Below are 19,103 nucleotides of genomic sequence, written 5' to 3'. Positions count from 1 at the left end.
TTTACTTTTTAATCCACCCAACATGAATCCTTACCTGATCACCGCAATCGTTTTTTGCGTCGCGCTTGGCGTTGGCTACCTTATCGGAAAAACGATGGCGGCCGCGGATTCAAAAACGGCGACTACCGCTCTCGGAGAAAAACTGTTGTCGGCCAATTCGCAATTGGAGCTCATCCGGCAGCAGCAACAGTCGGAACGCATCCATTCGGAAAAATCGATGGAACGCCAGTTGTCGGAAATCCAGAATCTCAGGATAGAAAAAGAAGCGCTTGCGATCCAACTCACGAAAAAAGAGGCCGATTACGCGAACCTCTACGAAAAACATCGGGAACAGCGATCGGAAGTCGAGCAATTGCAGGAAAAATTCACGAAGGAATTTGAAAACCTCGCCAATAAGATCCTCGACGAAAAGTCGCTCAAATTTACCGAGCAGAACAGAGCCAACCTCGCCAACATTCTTTCGCCTTTACAGGAAAAAATCCAATTGTTCGAAAAGAAAGTCGAAGACACGCATAAGGAATCGATCGACTACCACGCCGCGTTGCGTCAACAAATCCTGGGCTTGCGCGAAATGAACGAACAGATGAGCCGCGAGACGGTAAACCTGACCAAAGCGCTCAAAGGCGATTCGAAAATGCAGGGCAACTGGGGCGAGCTGGTTTTGGAACGCGTGCTCGAAAAATCAGGTTTGGAAAAAGGTCGGGAGTACGAAGTTCAGCAAAGTTTCACGAACGAATTCGGCCAACGCGTCTTCCCGGACGTCGTGGTGAACCTGCCGGACGGAAAGAAAATGGTCATCGATTCGAAAGTGTCGCTTGTCGCTTACGAGAAATTCTGCAATGACGAAGATGACATGACCAAGACGTTGCACCTAAAGGAACACGTATCGTCTATTAAGCGCCATGTCGAACAGCTCGGCGAGAAGAACTACCACGATTTGTACCAGATGGAAAGCCCTGACTTTGTTTTGCTTTTTATCCCGATAGAACCCGCATTCGCGATTGCGCTTAACGAAGACCAGACGTTGTACAACCGGGCGTTCGAAAAGAACATCGTAATCGTGACGCCTTCTACGTTGCTGGCGACGCTTCGCACGATCGATTCGATGTGGACGAACCAGAAACAACAGGAAAACGCTTATGAAATTGCGCGTCAGGCGGGCGCTTTATACGACAAATTCCATGGGTTTGTTGACGACTTGGTCAAAATCGGGAATAAGATCAAGGACTCGAAAAACGAATACGACAACGCAATGAACAAACTTGTCGACGGGAAAGGAAACCTCATCACGAGCGTAGAACGCCTCAAAAAAATGGGAGCAAAAGCCAAGAAAGCGCTTCCCGAAAACATCCTTAGGAGAGCCGATGCCGAAATGGACAAACTACTCGAAGAATGATGGAATATAAATCGATAGAATCGTCTTACGTGACGATTTCGGAACTCATGTTGCCGAGCCACTCCAACTTTTCAGGTAAAATTCACGGCGGCTACATTTTGTCGCTCATGGACCAGATCGCGTTTGCCTGCGCGAGCAAATTCTCCGGCCATTATTGCGTGACGGCCTCCGTCGATACGGTCGACTTCCTGAATCCGATAGAAATCGGGGAACTCGTCACGGCCTCGGTAAACTATGTCGGAAAAAGCTCTATGGTGGTGGGCATTCGCGTCGATTCCGAAAACATTACGACAGGTGTTTCCAAACATTGCAATTCGTCCTATTTTACGATGGTCGCCAAGAATAAGGCAGGCGAAAATGTAATCGTTCCCGGACTTGTGCTAACGTGCGACGATGACTTAAGACGGTTTTTTAAGGCGCTGAGGCGGATTTCGGACAAAAAAGCGCATAAAAACCACGAGGAAACGTTCGATTATAAATCAATGGAAGCGATAGCGGAACTGGAGCTTTATAACGTGAAAATTTTGCGTTGAACGCGTTAGCGGAAATGCCGCTTGTACCTATTACAACATCTATAATCCGATTTTGAAATCCAAATGACATGAAAAAAATATTCCTATTCCTTTTTACCCTTTCGGCACTGGCAGTCCTGGCGCAGGAAGCTCCCGAAAAACCGGATTACGCCAGGATTGAAACCGCAATTTCGGATCCGTCTTCCGATTACCATTATCCCAAACTCATGCAAAAATTCCAAAAAGGAGACACGACGATGACGTTGGGACAGAAGCGCCATCTCTATTACGGATTTCGCTATCAGAAGCGCTATAATCCGTACGGCATTCCAAAGCAGATGGAGGAATTGCGTCCGATCCTGCAAAAGAAACCACTCTCTGATGCCGATGCCCTAAAAGTAGTTTCGCTTGGCAAAGCGGTGCTCGCCGACAACCCTTTCGACCTGAGAATGATGAACGTCATGCTTTACGCGAGCGAGCAGATCAAGGATATAACGCTGTTTCATACGACGTTAGGCCAAATGAAGATCACGGTGGACGCGCTCATGAGCTCAGGAGACGGCAAGTCGACGGCGACCGCCTTTTACGTAACCAGCGTCGGGGACGAGTACCAGTTGTTGAACATCCTGGGCTACCAACCCGCCGGAAAGCAATCATTGGTCGACGGTCATTACGATTTTCTGGAGGTAACCGAAAATCCCGATAAGATAAAAGGCTTGTATTTCGATGTTTCCGCGAGTATGGATTTTATGGAAAAGCAATTCGGCAAATAACGCAATCCACCCGTTGATTGTCGTTTTACCGAACCTTACCGTCTGGAAGTCTGTCTTATCTTTGCTTCATAACCACAAAGAAAACAATTATGGAAACTGCAAACCAAGCCGTCACGATCAAAGCCAACGTCAAAGCACCGATAGAAAAAGTCTGGAAATACTGGAACGATCCTGAGCATGTTGTCAAATGGAACAATGCTTCGGACGACTGGCACACGCCAAAAGCCCAAAACGATTTGACCGTCGGTGGAAAATTCATCTACACCATGGCCGCGAAAGATGGCTCGTTCAGTTTCGATTTTGCCGGAACGTATTCCGACGTGACGCCCAACAAATCACTTGCTTACGAATTGGAAGACGGACGGAAGGTCACGATTGCCTTCGAGCAGGATCAAGCCGAAGTGAACATCGTCGAAACGTTTGAAGCCGAAAACCAAAATCCGATCGAAATGCAGCGCGACGGCTGGCAGTCGATACTCGACAATTTTAAGCGATACACAGAAAACAATTGATTCGAGCCCCGTTGATACGGGGCTTTTTTATGCCCGAAAAACCCGTACCCTAAGAATAATAACCCAAGTCTCGGGAATAATCAAACCGTTAACGTTGTCTAAATGCTTCCTCTATCTTTGTTTCCAGATAAACTAACCGAAGCGCCGTGAAGAGCAACATACACATTCTGACAACCGTATTGGCCATAAGCGCCTCGGGCCTTGTGCAGTCCCAGCACACCGCGGCCGACAGCTTAAAGCGCATTGTCCGCGATACGAAAGTAGACACGGTACGCATAAACGCCTACAACCACCTGGCAAACTTCTATCGCGAAAGCAACCCGGATTCCACGTTGTTTTTTGCCGCAGAGGCCCAGCGATTGGCCCAAAGTTCCGATTACGATTTCGGCCTGGCCTCGGCTTACCAGAACCAGGGAAATGCGATGATCATCTCGGGTGAGTATAAAAAAGCCTTGGCTGTCATCGGGCAATCCCAGCAACTTTTTGAGGATTTGCTTTCCGACGACACCCGAAACAATACCGTCAAAAACGCATTGGGACGCGCCTACGCCAGCTCTGCAGTGGTTTTTTCGGAAGAAAGCGATTATGCAAGAGCATTGGCCGATTACCAAAAAGCCCTGACGTTGTTCACGCAAACGGCCAATAAGCCAATGATGTCGCGCGCTTACAACAACATCGGCATCGTGTACAAATCACAGGGCAACCAAAACAAAGCCCTGGAATATCTTCAGAAAGCCTTCGCATTACAGCAGGAGACCGGGGAACAGTCTGCCGGTGTGACGTTGCTCAATATCGGAACGATCTTCTTCGAGAAAGGAGAAACCGAAAAAGCCCGGAATCACTACGATCGCGCACAGTCGATACTCGTCGACAGCGGCAACCAACGCGGCATCGGACTGTTGCACAACCAACTTGGCGATTATTACCGAAAACTGGGCAACCTCGCCAAGGCAGATTTTGAATATCAGGAATCGATAAAAATTTACGAGGCGATGGGAAATAAATTTGGGGCTTCCCTGGCCTATTTCAACCTCGGGTTGTTGTATCGCGACCAGAATCAGCCGGAAAAAGCGCTCGGTTTTGCACAAAAGTCGCTTGAATACGCAACGTCCATCAATGCATTGAACCAGCAATACCACGCCGAGGAACTGCTCAGCGGGCTTTTCGAAGACGCCGGACAGCCTGGCAAGGCGCTCGAATTCTACAAAAAATACATCGCCTCTCGCGACAAGATCATCAACGAGGAGAACACTCGCAAATTCGCGTTGGCCGAGATGAATTTCGAATATCAGAAGAAAGAGGCGTTGCTCAAGGAACAAAACAAACGGCAGACGCAACTTATTTTGCTTTCCGCTTTGGTGCTGTTGCTGCTCATCGGGCTGATAGTGGCCATTTACAACCGTCGCCAGGTCAAACGCCGACTGACGCTTCAAAAAGAAGTAGCCGAATACGAGCAGAAAGCTTTGCATTTGCAGATGAACCCGCATTTTGTATTCAACTGCCTCGGATCGATCTCGAGTTTTATCGTCCAGAACGGCACGGATTCGGCGTTGCGCTATCTGTCGAAATTCTCGAAACTGATGCGTTTGACGCTCGAATATTCAAAAGGTTCGCTGATTCCGATAGACAAGGAAATCGAAAGCCTGCAAAACTACCTTGAGCTCGAGCAGTTGCGCTTTCACAATAAGTTCGATTTCGAAATCCGCTCAAGCGAAAAGGTCGAATTCAACATGGGATTACCACCGCTTCTCGTGCAACCCTTCGTGGAGAACGCCATCTTGCACGGCATGGTTCCCAAAGAAGGTTTCGGACACATCCTCGTGGATTTCGATGTCGAAAACGGACAGCTGCTTTGCACGATAAAGGACGACGGCATCGGCATTGCCCAATCCCAGTCGCTCAAGGAAAATTCGATGACCGCCCATAAATCGATGGCGCTCGAGATCACGAAAAAACGATTGGAGATCATGGAATCGAAGACGGCGAAATCAGCCCAGATCGATATCTCGGAAACCAACGATTACGGAAAACCAGGTACGAAGGTGGTGTTGCGCTTGCCGGTTCAATATGTTTCGTGATTAGATGATTAGATAATTAGCGAATTAGCGAATTAGCGAATTAGCGAATGTGTCGATTAGTGAATTAGCGAATGTGTCGATTAGCGAATTAGCGAATGTGTCAATTAGCGAATTAGCGAATGTGTCAATAGCGAGTTAGCGAATGCGTGAATTAGCGAATGATAAGTGTGAATAACGAGCGGAGGCGCAGACGAATCCTCAAATGAACCAATAACAATCAACGAATAAACGATAAACATGATCAAAGCCATACTCATAGACGACGACCACCACCTGCGCACCGGGCTCAAGGCCTTGCTCGAGCGCTATACCGACGACATCGCGATAATCGGCGAAGCGGAAAGCGTCAAGACCGGGATCGAAGCCGTACAGAAATACAAGCCTCAGGTGATTTTCCTTGACATCCATCTGAGCGACGGAACGGGTTTCGACATGCTTGAAAAATTGTCCGACCAGGGCAAAATCAAGGCACACATTGTCTTTATCACCGCCCACGAGCAATATGCGGTCAAGGCGTTCAAGTTTTCGGCTCTTGATTTTATCCTCAAACCCGTCGATTTCGAGGAACTACAGCACACGATTGGAAAGATCAAGGAAGTCGTGAACCAGAACAGTTCGTTCGAGCACATCGATTTGTTGTTGGAGAATATCCGCAAGAAAGTCGACAATTTCAAAAGAATCGCGCTTTCGACGAGCGACGGCATCCATTTGTTTGACGTGGCCGACATCATCCGTTGCGAGGCCAAAGTGAATTACACCCAGTTTTACATCAAAAACCACAAACCGGTGCTGATTTCGAGAACGCTGAAGGAATACGAGGAAATCCTCAGCGAGCACGGGTTTGAGCGCGTCCATCAGTCGCATTTGATCAACCTGTCGTACCTCAAGTCGTATATCAGGTCAGACGGTGGATACGTGATCATGTCGGACAACACCACTATTCCGATCGCACAAAGCAAAAAGGAAAAATTGCAGGAACTCATACGAACGTTATAGCGGGCGAACAAGTCATCACACCTGGAAAAAAATCAAAAACCGAACATTAATAAACGAATCATGAAACAAATACTACTCTTTTTGCTGATGATTACCGCCATGGTAAACGCCCAGCTCGTAGATATCCCCGATCCTCAGTTCAAGGCAAACCTGCTGGAGGCGAGCCCTACGGAACAGATCGCCAAGAATTTCAACGACGATTGGATCGCGATCGATGCCAATAGCGACGGCCAGATCCAGGTTAGCGAAGCGCAAGCCGTTAAATATCTGATAATCAAAAATTACGCTGTTACCGGAATTACCGGGATAGGGAGTTTCAGCAATCTTGAAACGCTGCATATCAGGACAAATCAAATGGCATCGGCCGAATTTCCCGCTATGCCCAATCTTAAAACGCTGATTTTACTGGATCTGCAATACATGACCACGTTGGATATCGGCAGTTTGTCCGGTTTGACGACTTTCCAGTGCATCTCGATGTACAGCCTGACATCTATCGATTTTACCGCATTGACCAATCTTGAGCATATCTCATGCAGCTTTTCGTCGCTCACCAGCGTCAACGTAAACGGTCTTCAGAATCTATTGACACTGAACCTTTTCGGAAATTTGCTAAGCAATCTCGACGCATCGGGAGCGCCCAATCTTACGACGCTCAATTGCTCGATGAACCGAATCGTGAACCTCAACGTCAACGATCTCGTCCATTTGACGGAACTCAACTGTGCCACCAACCGTATTCTGAACCTCAACGGCGTCCCGAATTCCGTGACGAAACTCAATTGCAACGGCAACAGGCTGACTGATTTCTCGATCAACGGCCTCGTCAACCTCGTGGAGTTGGACTGTGCCAACAACGAAATCACGAGCCTGAATGTGAACAGTCTGTCTCAACTGACTAAATTGAGCTGCGGCAGCAACAAATTTTCAAGCCTGGTTGTAAATGGACTGACGAACCTTTCGGAAATCGAATGCAGCGGTAACCCGGAACTGACGAACCTTACGCTTTCGAACCTGCCGGCGCTTGAAAATTTAAAGGTGTTGTTTTCTACGGGTCTGACAAGCATGAACCTCAGCGGCTTGCCGAATCTGGAAAAACTACATTGCAGTTCCGGAGCCCTGACCTCGCTCAACCTGGCCAACCTTGCTTCGCTTACGGAACTGGATTGCTCGTACAACCAAATATCGTCGCTTAACCTGACGAACTTGCCGAACCTGGTCAAGCTCAACTGTTCGGTCAACCCGATGACCAGCCTTGACGCGTCGGGCTTGTCCAATCTCGAAGATCTGACTTGTGGCAGCGGCTACGTCGTCAATGGACTTGTGGAAGGACATTTGACGAACTTGAACGTGGCCGGGCTGTCAAACCTCAAAAACCTCAATTGTTCGTGGAGTTTGCTGGATGAACTTGACCTTACCGGATTGACAAGCCTCGAAACCCTTTCTTGCGATGGCATCGCCAACGATCTGGGCACGCTGACCTCGCTTGAGGTGAACCATCTGACAAACCTCAAATCCTTGAGCTGCAGTTTCCAGCAACTCACGAGCCTGAATGTGAGCAACCTGACGCATCTTGAAATATTGTACTGCGCCTATAATCACATTGCCAATCTCGACCTTACCGGCCTTGTGAGCCTCAAAACGCTGGATTACAATTACAATCAATTGGCGAACCTGAACCTGGTCAACCTTCCGAGCCTGGAAACCCTAACCTGTTCAAACAACCAATTGGTTACCCTGAACGTACTCGACCTTACCAACCTCAAATCGTTGAACTGTTCCAGCAACCAACTCACGACGCTCAACCTTAGCGGCTTGACAAGTCTGGAATCGCTCGATTATTCGTTCAACGAGCTTACGCTTTCCAATGTGAGCGGATTGTCGACAAACCTCAAATCCCTTTCATGCAAAGGAAACAACCTGACTAGCCTTGACGTTTCCGGCCTGACAAACCTCGAGACGCTGGGCTGCGGTTTCAACCAGCTCACGAGCCTTGATTTGTCTACGTTGGCCAACCTGAAATCACTCGACTGTTCACAAAATCAATTGGCGGCGCTTGAAGTAAGCCACATGAACGACCTCGAATTGTTGAACTGCTCTTCCAATTTGCTTACTGACCTCGACATTGCAGGACTGAACAACATCCGGATCTTGTTTTGCGGCAACAACCAATTGACAACTCTTGACCTGACCGGACACACGGCCCTGACGCACCTCGACTATTCGTTGAATGCGCTGCCCGATCTTGATGTGGCGCCGCTTACCAACCTTATTTTACTTACTTGCATGGGAACGCAAACTACGACTTTGGATGTCAGTAACATGCCGGATTTGCAATACTTCAATTGTTCGGACAACCAACTGACGACGCTGGATCTCAACAACGCCGGTGCGCTGCAGGAAGTTACTTGCCGTATGAACCTGTTGACTTCCCTTTTCATGAAAAACGGCAACACGACGCCCGTCGATTTCAGCGGTAACCCGACGCTCCAATACATTTGCGCCGATGCCGACGAGCTCGAAGCGGTCCAGACTACGCTCAACGACCTTGGAATGAATGCGACGGTTTCCAACACCTATTGTTCGTTTGCCCCTGGAGGCGACTTCAATACAATTGAGGGAATTGCGATTTTCGATGTGGATAACGATGGTTGCGAAGTTACCGACGAAGTCAATCCTTTCGTGCGATTCGACATCAACGACGGCACCACGACTGGCGCCACCGTTACCAATATCAACGGCGAATACTCGTTCTTTGCGAACGCCGGAAACTATACGGTTGCCCCGAACGTGGAGAATCCGACGTGGTTCCAGTTTACGCCAGCATCGGCAGCGTTCGAATTCGCCAATAACAACAACAATACCGCTATCCAGAACTTTTGCATTGCCGCGGTAGGCGCCCATCCCGACCTCGAAGTAGTCGTCGCGCCTTTGGAACCGGCCCGACCTGGATTCGACGCCCGCTATAAAATCGTGTATAAGAACAAAGGCAATCAAATGCTTTCTGGCATGGTTTCCCTTGCATTCGACGATACGAAATCAGACCTCGTCAACGCTTTGCCTGCTCCGGACAATACGGCGATAAACAATTTATCGTGGAACTACGTCAACCTGATGCCGTTCGAGAACCGCAGCATCACTTTAACGCTGAACATCAATACGCCGGTCGAGACGCCTCCGGTGAACAACGGCGACATCCTGACTTTCGCTGCATCCATCACGCCTGCTTCGGGAGATGAGATCCCATCTGACAACCAATTTACGCTTACCCAAACCGTGATTGGATCGTATGACCCTAACGCCAAGACCTGTCTCGAAGGCGATGTGGTTTCCTCGTCACAAATTGGGAACTACCTGCATTACAACATCCAATTTGAAAATTTAGGAACTGCCGAAGCCGTCAACGTCGTCATTCGGGACGTCATCGACACCACGAAGTTCGACATCAGTACGTTGCAGGTGCTGTACGCGTCACATGCGATGAGGGCGAACATCCAGGGCAACGTCGTCGAATTTATTTTTGCGGACATCGATCTTGCACCCGCTGCGGGAGATCCGCCGGTTGGAGGTCATGGAAACGTGCTGTTCAAGATCAAGACGTTGCCTACGTTGACTGAAGGTACGATTGTCGAAAATACCGCGAGCATCTTCTTTGACTACAATGCCCCTATAGACACAGATCCCGCGCGCACCACGTTCCAACTGCTCGGCACGCCGGACGTCGACCAGGACGACACGATAAGCGTTTATCCTAACCCTACCCAATCCATACTGAACATCAAAAGCGCTTTCCATATCTCTAAAGTCGAAGTGTTTGACATCCAGGGACGCATCTTGCAGACGAATATACTGGACGAGAATGCCGCTTCCGTAGATCTTTCGTCACGCGCGACCGGAATCTACTTTATCCGTATCCATACCGGGTCGGGTGAAAAAATAGTGAAAGCCGTAAAACAATAGTTCCCAATCATCGAAATCAGATATTATGAAAAAAATCACCATAATTGCTTCAATATTGCTGACGGCCGGTCTCGCCAAAGCCCAAAACATACCCATAACCGACGCGGTTTTGAAGGCTAAATTGCTGGAATCGGGGCCGTCGAACGCCATCGCCCAGGACAATATGGGAACCAACATCGCCATAGACGCCAACACAGACGGCGAAATAAGCTACGGCGAAGCACTGGCGGTCTACGGGTTGGACATCAGCAATCCCTACAATTGGACAGGGCCGCGTGTTACCAACCTCGACATCATTGACAATTTCCCTAACCTGCGCAATTTCAAGTGCGCCCACAACCAGATTTCGGAGATCGACTTCACGTTCCTTGGTTCGCTCTGGACGCTCGATTGCAGCTACAATATACTTACCGCTCTCGACATTCCTTTTGCGCCTCAATTGCAAAAACTGAATTGTTCGAACAACCAGATCGCGTTTATAGATCTCACCGATTTCACGATGCTGAACGAGATCAACCTCACCCAAAATGATTTGTCAGCGATCGATGTATCGCCTTTGACCGGGTTGCAGATTTTGATCGTCGGCGGGAATAACCTGACCAGCATTGATATTTCGGCTAACGTGAATTTGACCAACCTCGACTGCGCCGCAAACCAGTTGACGACAATCGATTTGACCGGGCACGCCACGCTGCAGAGCCTCAACATTGGCGGGAATCTTTTCACGTCTGTCGATTTGACGCCTGTCCCGAATTTGAAGCAATTGGACATCTACCACAACCAATTCGCGTCGATCGACCTGAGCCCCGTGCCCCTTCTGGAAGCTTTCAGCGCGTCGGACAACCAATTTGCATCGCTTGACTTCACGGGGCTTTCGCAACTTCGGTTCATGATCCTCGGATTCAACCAATTGACGACCATCGACCTGAGCCACACGCCGAACCTGCTCGCTTTGCTTTGTGAGGACAACCAGATCACGAACCTCGATTTGACCGGCGTTCCGAGACTTGGCGCGTTGATCTGCGAAAATAATTTGCTGACCACGATAGACGGTTCCCAATCGCAGCTTATTAACCTTGACTGCAGCAACAATCCGATGGAAACCATTTTCCTCAAGAACGGCTTCCTGACCATGCCCGTCCAGACGCTCGACCTGTCCGACATTCCAAATCTGCAATATATTTGTGCCGACGAAGGAGAAGAAGCGCTGTTCCTGCAAAAATTGATCGATTTGGGTTACGCCGATGCATCGGTAAGCACCTATTGCAGTTTTACTCCGGGAGGCGATTACAATACGATCACCGGTTCGATTTTATTCGATGGCGACAACAACGGCTGCGACGCTTCCGACATGCAACAACCGAACATCAAACTGGCCATTGCCGGTGGAGCGACTGCCGGAGCCACGTTTTCTACAGCGAACGGAAACTATAACTTTTATACGCAAATTGGCAATTTTACGGTTGCGCCACAAGTGGAGAATCCGACGTTTTTCACGTTCTCTCCTACAACTGCGACGTCGCTTTTCACCAATACGAACAACAATGTCGCCACCCATGATTTCTGCGTGTCGGCAAACGGGATCCATGCGGACGCTGAAGTCGTGATTGCACCTGTCGACCGCGCACGCCCTGGTTTCGACACCGAATATAAGATCGTCTACAAAAACAAGGGCAACCAGATTTTATCCGGCAACGTGACGTTCCAGTATGACGACTCCGTAATGGATCTCGAAAATGTTTCGGTTGCGCCGGACGTGCAAAGCGCCGGACAAATGCAATGGAATTACAGCAATTTGCTGCCGTTCGAGGTACGCGTGATCTTCGTGAAGCTCAACATCAACGGCCCGATGGAAACGCCGGCTGTGAACCTTGACGATATCCTTACTTATTCGGCCAGCATCGATCCGGTTTCCGGGGATGAAAACCCTTCGGACAACGCCTTTACATTGAATCACACCGTCACGAATGCGTTCGACCCGAACGAAATCCTTTGTCTTGAAGGCGAAAGTGTCGATCCCTCGGCGATAGGAAATTACCTGCATTATATGGTCAACTTTGAAAACCTCGGGAATGCGGAAGCTGAAAATGTCGTGGTACGCATCGACATCGATCCCGCGTTGTACGATGTCAACTCGCTCCAATTGTTGAGTACGTCTCATAATTCGTATTCGCGCGTGACCGGAAACCGAGTCGAATTCGTCTTCGAGACGATTGAACTTGCGCCGGCCCAAGGCGATCCCGCGGTTGGCGGACACGGCAATGTTCTGTTCAAGATCAAATCGAATTCCGCTCTCACAAATGGAGATTCGGTTAACAAACAGGCCAACATCTTCTTCGACTACAATTTCCCTATCGAAACCAACGATGCCGAAACGGTTTTCGAAGCGCTCAAAACGCCCGACGTCGCAGCAGAAGACAGTGTTTCGGTTTACCCGAACCCGTCTGCGGGACTGGTCGGCATAAAATCAGATTCGCCAGTAAAATCGCTTGAATTGTTCGACGTTCAGGGAAGGTTGCTGCAGCAATCCCTAAATTCGGGCACGATAGACCTATCCGCGAGAAGCACGGGCTTGTACTTTTTGAGGATACGGACAGAGAGTGGAGTTTCGGTACAGAAAGTAGCCCGGAAATAGCGATTTCCCAATATTCGGATGCTCCCGGCGACGAGCCTTTTGTCGCCAACGGGTCGATCCTAAACAATTGCCCTGTCACTGGTTGAAATAGTGACAGGGTTTGTCTTTTATCGGAATCGGTCGTCAACGCCAATACTGGCCACTCAAACCGGCACTCGGTCGCGAAAGTCATCCCCGGCTGGCTCTTCGAAAATCCGGAGCCCGAACTCGGGAACGATGGTCATCAAATGATCGAAAATGTCCGCGATGATGACTTCGTAATTTACCCAACGGATATCGTTCGTAAAGCAATAAATCTCGAGAGGAAGCCCCTGAGGCGTAGGCGAAAGCTGGCGCACCATCGTCGTCATGTTTTTGTGGAGACGCTTGTTCTCCTTGAGGTACGCTTCGGCATACACCCTGAAAACTCCGATATTGCTCATCCTGCGTATGTTGACCGAAATTGATTCGGCATCAATGTTTTTGTTGTGTTGCGCGATTTCGTTTTCCCTTTGCGTGATATAATCGCGGATGAGACGGTACTTTTTGAATTTTTCGATGTCGTCCGCGTCCAAAAATCGAAAACTGCTCATCTTGAGGTGTATCGACCTTTTGATGCGACGCCCGCCCGATTCCTGCATGCCGCGCCAGTTCTTGAAGGAATCGGAGATAAAAGCGTAGGTTGGGACCGTTGTAATCGTGCGATCGAAATTCCGGATTTTGACCGTCGCCAAATTGATCGACAGTACGTCTCCGTCGGCTCCGTATTTCGGCATTTCGACCCAATCGCCGACGCGCACCATGTCGTTGGCCGAAACCTGGATGCTGGCGACGAATCCGAGGATCGTGTCCTTAAAAATCAACAGCAGCACAGCCGAAGCCGCCCCGAGCGAAATCAGGAACGCATAAGGCGACTGACCCGTCAGCAGCGAAAAAATCATGATGCCGCAGACAAAAAAAATCAGGATGGTCAATACCTGGGCATAACTGTCGATCGGTTTGTCCTCGAACGCTTTTTTGGATTTGAGCCAATCCCTCAGCGATCTCTGGACGGCGTTGAGAAACATTCCGACGGCGGCGATCAGCAAAACGTCGGTAAGTTTGAGCGTGCCGTTGATGAGTCCCGGAAAACCGAGGAAAATCAACGGAAGGAATTGTTGGGCCACGACCACCGTGACAATGTGCATGAAATATTTGACGACGCGGTTGCGCAACAAGTAATCGTCGAGACGCGTCCGCGATTTCCGGACGGCCCTGATGATGAAATACAGCAAGATCTTTCGGAACAGATGATCGGCCAGGAACAATACGAGCCCCAGGCAAAGCAGCAGCAGAATGGCGTTTGCGATGTGGGCCGCATCTCTGGAAAGTCCCCAATCCAACAAAATTTCAAGGACTTCGTTATATACTTGCGATTGCGCTTTTGCTACGGTAGTTTCCATATGGCATACAGATTTTACACAAAAAAAACGAATCCCGACCGCAACGCCAAGATTTCGGACAAATAGGCAGACTGACGTTGGGATAAAGCAAAAGCCCCGGTTCTACACCAGGGCCTTTTTTATGTCATATAAAAATCGCTTTTTTACTTCGACAGATACATTTTGCGGCGCGAATACAACTCATAGAATTGGTCGTCCTTCAAATCGTCGATGAACAAAATGCTTTCGCCGGTAGACTTCATTTCCGGCCCGAGCGCTTTGTTGACGCCGTGAAATTTCGAAAAGGAGAATACTGGTTGCTTGATCGCGAATCCGTTGAGTTTAGGGTTGAAGGTAAAATCCTTGACCTTTTTCTCGCCCAACATCACCTTTGTCGCATAATTCACGTAAGGTTCGCCGTACGCTTTTGCGATAAAAGGAACCGTTCGCGATGCCCGCGGATTGGCTTCGATGATGTAGACCGTATCGTCTTTGATCGCAAATTGAATGTTGATCAATCCGACTGTTTTCAACGCAAGGGCGATTTTCTTCGTATGATCCTTGATTTGCTGCATCACGAATTCACCAAGGTTGAAAGGAGGCAATGTCGCGTTGGAATCACCCGAGTGTATGCCGCACGGTTCGATATGCTCCATGATCCCGATGATGTATACGTCTTCTCCGTCGCAAATCGCATCGGCTTCGGCTTCAATCGCCCCATCGAGATAATTGTCGAGCAATAATTTATTTCCGGGAATGCTTTTGAGAAGGTCGATGACGTGCTCCTCAAGTTCCTGTTTGTTGATGACGATCTTCATACCCTGTCCGCCGAGAACATAAGACGGGCGCACCAAAAGCGGGAAGTCGAGCACGTCGGCGAGTTGGGAGGCTTCTTCGGCAGATTCCGCGACACCGAATTTCGGGAACGGAATGTGAAGCGACTCCAAAAGCTCCGAAAAACGTCCGCGGTCTTCGGCCAGGTCGAGTGCGTCAAAACTTGTTCCGAGGATTTTGATACCGTAACGGTCGAGCTTTTCGGCCAGTTTCAAAGCGGTCTGTCCGCCAAGCTGGACGATGACGCCCACCGGATTTTCGTGTCGGATGATGTCGTAGATATGTTCCCAGAAAACCGGTTCGAAATACAATTTGTCGGCCGTGTCGAAATCTGTCGAAACCGTCTCCGGATTGCAGTTTATCATGATCGTTTCGTATCCGCACTCTTTCGCGGCCAAAACGCCGTGAACGCAGGAATAGTCGAATTCGATCCCTTGCCCGATGCGGTTCGGGCCTGAGCCCAGGACGACGACTTTCTTTTTGTCCGACACCACGCTTTCGTTGGAAACATAAGTTGTTCCGTCCCCACGTTGGATTTCAGCCTCGAAGGTCGAATAATAATATGGTGTTTTCGCCTTGAATTCCGCGGCGCACGTATCGACGAGCTTGTAGACGCGTTTGACGTCCATCTGTTCGCGCAGGTTGTAGACTTGGGATTCGAGACAACCCATCATGTGGGCGATCTGCCTGTCGGCGAAACCTTTTTGTTTGGCCTCTAGAAGCAATTCCTTCGGCAGATTGTCGATCTTGTAATTCGAAATTTCCTTTTCGAGCGCGTACAATTCCTCGTATTGCTTCAAAAACCACATATCGATCTTTGTGATTTCATGGATTCTCGAAAGCGGAATTCCCATCGCGATCGCGTCGTAAATCACAAACACGCGATCCCAACTTGCGAACGTCAATTTTTCGATGATCTGTTCGTAATTTTTATAGCCTTTCCCATCGGCTCCGAGACCGTTGCGTTTTATTTCGAGCGATTGCGTGGCTTTGTGGAGCGCCTCCTGGAACGAACGTCCGATGCCCATCACCTCGCCTACCGATTTCATCTGCAAGCCAAGCGTTCGGTCGGCGCCTTCGAATTTGTCGAAATTCCAGCGCGGGATTTTGACGATGACGTAATCGAGCGTCGGTTCGAAAAGTGCCGATGTAGATTTGGTGATTTGGTTTTGGAGCTCGTCGAGATTGTAGCCCAAAGCAAGTTTGGATGCGATTTTTGCGATCGGATAACCCGTTGCTTTTGATGCAAGAGCCGAGGAACGCGAAACCCGCGGGTTGATTTCAATGGCGACGATCTCTTCTTTTTCATCGGGAGACACGGCGAACTGCACGTTGCAACCGCCGGCGAAATTTCCGATCGATCGCATCATTTTGATCGCCATATCGCGCATTTTCTGGAACGTCGCGTCAGAGAGCGTCATCGCCGGAGCGACCGTGATCGAATCTCCGGTGTGGATTCCCATCGGATCCATATTCTCGATCGAACAGATGATCACGACATTGTCGTTCTTATCGCGCAAAAGTTCGAGTTCGTATTCCTTCCAGCCCAACAAGGCCTTGTCGATCAAGACTTCGTGGATCGGAGAAGCTTCGAGGCCGCGTGTCAAAAGTTCGTCGAATTCTTCTTTTTTGTGGACGAAAGCTGCGCCTGTTCCGCCAAGCGTAAACGATGGACGAATGACGAGCGGAAAACCGAATTCCTGTGCGATTTCCTTTCCTTTCAAAAACGAGGTCGCGGTTTTAGCGGGAGCAGCCGGAATGCCGATGCGCTCGAGCAATTGCTTGAACTGTTCGCGGTCTTCGGTAATGTTGATCGCGTTGATGTCGACACCGATCAATTTTACGTTGAAATCTTCCCAAATGCCTTTTTCTTCGGCCTCGAGACATAGGTTAAGCGCCGTTTGCCCGCCCATTGTAGGCAGGACCGCGTCGATTTGCGGATGCGCTTTCAGTATCTCGATGATCGATTTGGTCGTGAGCGGCTTGAGGTAAACGTGGTCGGCCATGCTCGGGTCGGTCATGATCGTGGCCGGATTCGAATTGATCAGGATGACTTCGATGCCCTCTTCGCGAATCGAGCGAGCCGATTGGGAACCGGCATAGTCGAATTCACAGGCCTGCCCGATTACGATTGGGCCGGATCCTATGATGAGGACAGATTTGATGGAGGTGTCTTTTGGCATGTAACTTTAGTTGTGTTGTTGTAGTTTTAAGTTATGGTTTAAAGTTAAGACGTTCGCCAACAACTTTAAACTTCAAACCGTAAACAAAATTTTTTGGGTATAAAAAAAGGCGTAACCACTTAAGATAACGCCTTTTGAAATGCTGTCTCCAACATTATTTTTTGTGTCTTGGCTCAGAAGAAACAGTCAGTTTGTGACGTCCTTTCGCACGACGACGGGCAAGTACCTTTCTACCATTGGCAGAGGCCATTCTATCCATGAAACCGTGCTTGTTTCTTCTCTTTCTCTTTGATGGTTGAAATGTTCTTTTGCTCATCGCTTAACTATCTTTAAATATCGTGTATAACTTTCGTTTGATTCGGCAGTGATCGGGTGTTTTCAAAACCGAGTGCAAATATATGGAGAATTTCTTTTTTACCAAGTGGTTTTGAAAAAATATTTTATTGGCCTTTACGGAGTTCGGACTTTATAGATCAGACGCTTTAGCAGTGACGCGAAAACCGTCTTTAATTTTTGTATCGCAACGGTGTAGTTTATAACAGGTACTTCTTCTGAAAGGCTTGCGTACCACCTGAAAATTTGCATTTGCCAGCCCCGTCTGTCGTGACCGTTCAGTTGAAGTGCTTTATGAAAAACGACGTCAGGGCCTCGTCACTCATCCTGTTGGAGGTGCTTTCGCTTGCTTTTGTGTTTTTGTATTGTGGCGTCTCGTTCAGGAAACTTGCGAATTGCTCCTGGATCTGCCCGGTTCCGGTAATGTGGATTTCGTCGGCATTTTGCATTTTGGAAGCAATCTCTTTGAAAAACTTTTTCGTCAGGCTGATTTCCTGATTGTTGGCGGCATTCTCGTTGGAATTCCCGTCTGCTCCGGCATTTCGGACGTTGTCGAGCACGATGAAAGCGCCGTCAAATCCTTTTTGGCCCACTATCGTCGCGCTTTGGGAATCCATCCAGACTCCGAATTGTTTTTTGCTCTTGTTTGACATGATTTTTTTTTAAAGGTAGTCGTTCCACAGCCCAAAGCACGCTGTTTGTATTAACATTGTGATTCTTTGTCGTCCGTTTTTGATCGTTTGTTATATGCTGACCTGAGTTCGTGCCTGACGCAGCAATCGTTTCCGCGATATCGAACGAAAGCATCTTCAATTATCTAATTATCTAATTAACTAATTCGCTAATTGACTAATTCGCTAATTCGCTAATTCGCTAATTGACCAATTCGCTAATTAACCCTATCTTTGCCGCGCTAAAAAACACACCATGTTCAATAAAAACATAAAAATCGGTATTGCTGTCGTGATTTTCGCTTTGGCGATCTGGCAATTCACGGAAGGCAACATCGGGAACGGGATCTTTTTGATTTTGCTGTCTTTGCTCCCGGTTTTGCTCTATTTCAAAAATGAGTTCATCATCCTCGCATTCCTCAAATTGAGAAAACAGGATTTTCCGGGCGCCCAAAAATGGTTGGCCCACATCAAAAACCCTGAAACGGCTTTGGTTCGCAAGCAGAAAGGATATTACAACTACCTTCAGGGCATCATGGTTTCCCAGACGAACCTGAACCAGGCCGAGAAATATTTCAAGAAGGCGGTCGAATACGGATTGACGATGGATATGGACATGGCGGTCGTAAAGTTGCAGCTCGCCGGGATCGCCGCAAGCCGACGTCGCAAGATCGAGGCCCAGAATTTGCTCGCTGAAGCCAAAAAACTCGACAAACAAAATATGCTTAAAGACCAGATAACGATGCTTAAAGAGCAATTGAAGCGAATCTGATACATTGAGATGAAGTTTCGGCTTCAGCTTTATCCAACAAAAAAAACC

13 protein-coding genes are annotated in these 19,103 nt (G+C 48.7%); 9 read left to right on the top strand and 4 right to left on the bottom strand.

The features are described from left to right. Positions 1-22: 22 nt before the first annotated feature. The 8 genes from rmuC (at position 23) to HC229_RS09835 (ending at position 12,862) form a co-directional block, all read left to right on the top strand. Positions 23-1,396, top strand: coding sequence for a DNA recombination protein RmuC (rmuC, locus tag HC229_RS09870; RefSeq protein ID WP_191020318.1), 1,374 nt, complete (start codon positions 23-25; stop codon positions 1,394-1,396). Continuing rightward, positions 1,393-1,929: an acyl-CoA thioesterase gene (locus HC229_RS09865; protein ID WP_223845577.1), complete on the top strand. Its 537-nt coding sequence runs from the start codon at positions 1,393-1,395 to the stop codon at positions 1,927-1,929. Before rmuC ends, HC229_RS09865 begins: the two co-directional genes overlap by 4 nt. A 68-nt stretch (positions 1,930-1,997) precedes the next feature. Beyond that, complete coding sequence (locus HC229_RS09860) at positions 1,998-2,681, top strand: DUF4919 domain-containing protein (RefSeq protein ID WP_191020317.1); 684 nt, start codon at positions 1,998-2,000, stop codon at positions 2,679-2,681. An 89-nt stretch (positions 2,682-2,770) separates the two neighbouring features. Beyond that, positions 2,771-3,193 carry an SRPBCC family protein gene (locus HC229_RS09855; protein ID WP_191020316.1) on the top strand — a complete coding sequence of 141 codons (423 nt, stop codon included), beginning with the start codon at positions 2,771-2,773 and terminating at the stop codon, positions 3,191-3,193. A 146-nt stretch (positions 3,194-3,339) separates the two neighbouring features. Then, positions 3,340-5,271 carry a tetratricopeptide repeat-containing sensor histidine kinase gene (locus tag HC229_RS09850; RefSeq protein WP_191020315.1) on the top strand — a complete coding sequence of 644 codons (1,932 nt, stop codon included), beginning with the start codon at positions 3,340-3,342 and terminating at the stop codon, positions 5,269-5,271. A gap of 237 nt (positions 5,272-5,508) precedes the next feature. After that, positions 5,509-6,267: a LytR/AlgR family response regulator transcription factor gene (locus HC229_RS09845; RefSeq protein ID WP_191020314.1), complete on the top strand. Its 759-nt coding sequence runs from the start codon at positions 5,509-5,511 to the stop codon at positions 6,265-6,267. 60 nt (positions 6,268-6,327) lie between these two features. Then, positions 6,328-10,227 (top strand): leucine-rich repeat domain-containing protein, encoded by a 3,900-nt coding sequence (locus HC229_RS09840; protein ID WP_191020313.1) that lies wholly within the window; start codon positions 6,328-6,330, stop codon positions 10,225-10,227. Positions 10,228-10,252: 25 nt separating this feature from the next. Continuing rightward, entirely contained in the window at positions 10,253-12,862 is a 2,610-nt protein-coding gene (locus tag HC229_RS09835; RefSeq protein ID WP_191020312.1) for a DUF7619 domain-containing protein, read from the top strand. Positions 12,863-13,005: 143 nt separating this feature from the next. Here the strand turns inward: HC229_RS09835 and HC229_RS09830 are convergent, their stop codons facing one another. The 4 genes from HC229_RS09830 to HC229_RS09815 all read right to left on the bottom strand — a co-directional run bounded on the left by HC229_RS09830 (position 13,006) and on the right by HC229_RS09815 (position 18,265). Beyond that, positions 13,006-14,283, bottom strand: a complete 1,278-nt coding sequence (locus HC229_RS09830; protein ID WP_191020311.1) for a mechanosensitive ion channel family protein — start codon at positions 14,281-14,283, stop codon at positions 13,006-13,008. 143 nt (positions 14,284-14,426) lie between these two features. Then, complete coding sequence (carB, locus tag HC229_RS09825) at positions 14,427-17,279, bottom strand: carbamoyl-phosphate synthase large subunit (RefSeq protein ID WP_191020310.1); 2,853 nt, start codon at positions 17,277-17,279, stop codon at positions 14,427-14,429. 154 nt (positions 17,280-17,433) lie between these two features. Then, entirely contained in the window at positions 17,434-17,595 is a 162-nt protein-coding gene (rpmH, locus tag HC229_RS09820) for a 50S ribosomal protein L34 (protein WP_008464848.1), read from the bottom strand. 295 nt (positions 17,596-17,890) lie between these two features. Beyond that, complete coding sequence (locus HC229_RS09815) at positions 17,891-18,265, bottom strand: hypothetical protein (protein ID WP_191020309.1); 375 nt, start codon at positions 18,263-18,265, stop codon at positions 17,891-17,893. 274 nt (positions 18,266-18,539) lie between these two features. Here HC229_RS09815 and HC229_RS09810 point away from each other — a divergent pair, with 274 nt between their 5' ends. Further along, positions 18,540-19,055 carry a DUF2892 domain-containing protein gene (locus tag HC229_RS09810; protein ID WP_191020308.1) on the top strand — a complete coding sequence of 172 codons (516 nt, stop codon included), beginning with the start codon at positions 18,540-18,542 and terminating at the stop codon, positions 19,053-19,055. Positions 19,056-19,103: the final 48 nt, after the last annotated feature.

This window comes from Flavobacterium selenitireducens (assembly GCF_014748335.1).
GTDB classification, from domain to species: Bacteria; Bacteroidota; Bacteroidia; order Flavobacteriales; family Flavobacteriaceae; genus Flavobacterium; species Flavobacterium selenitireducens.
This window is presented reverse-complemented; position numbering and strand designations above follow the sequence as displayed.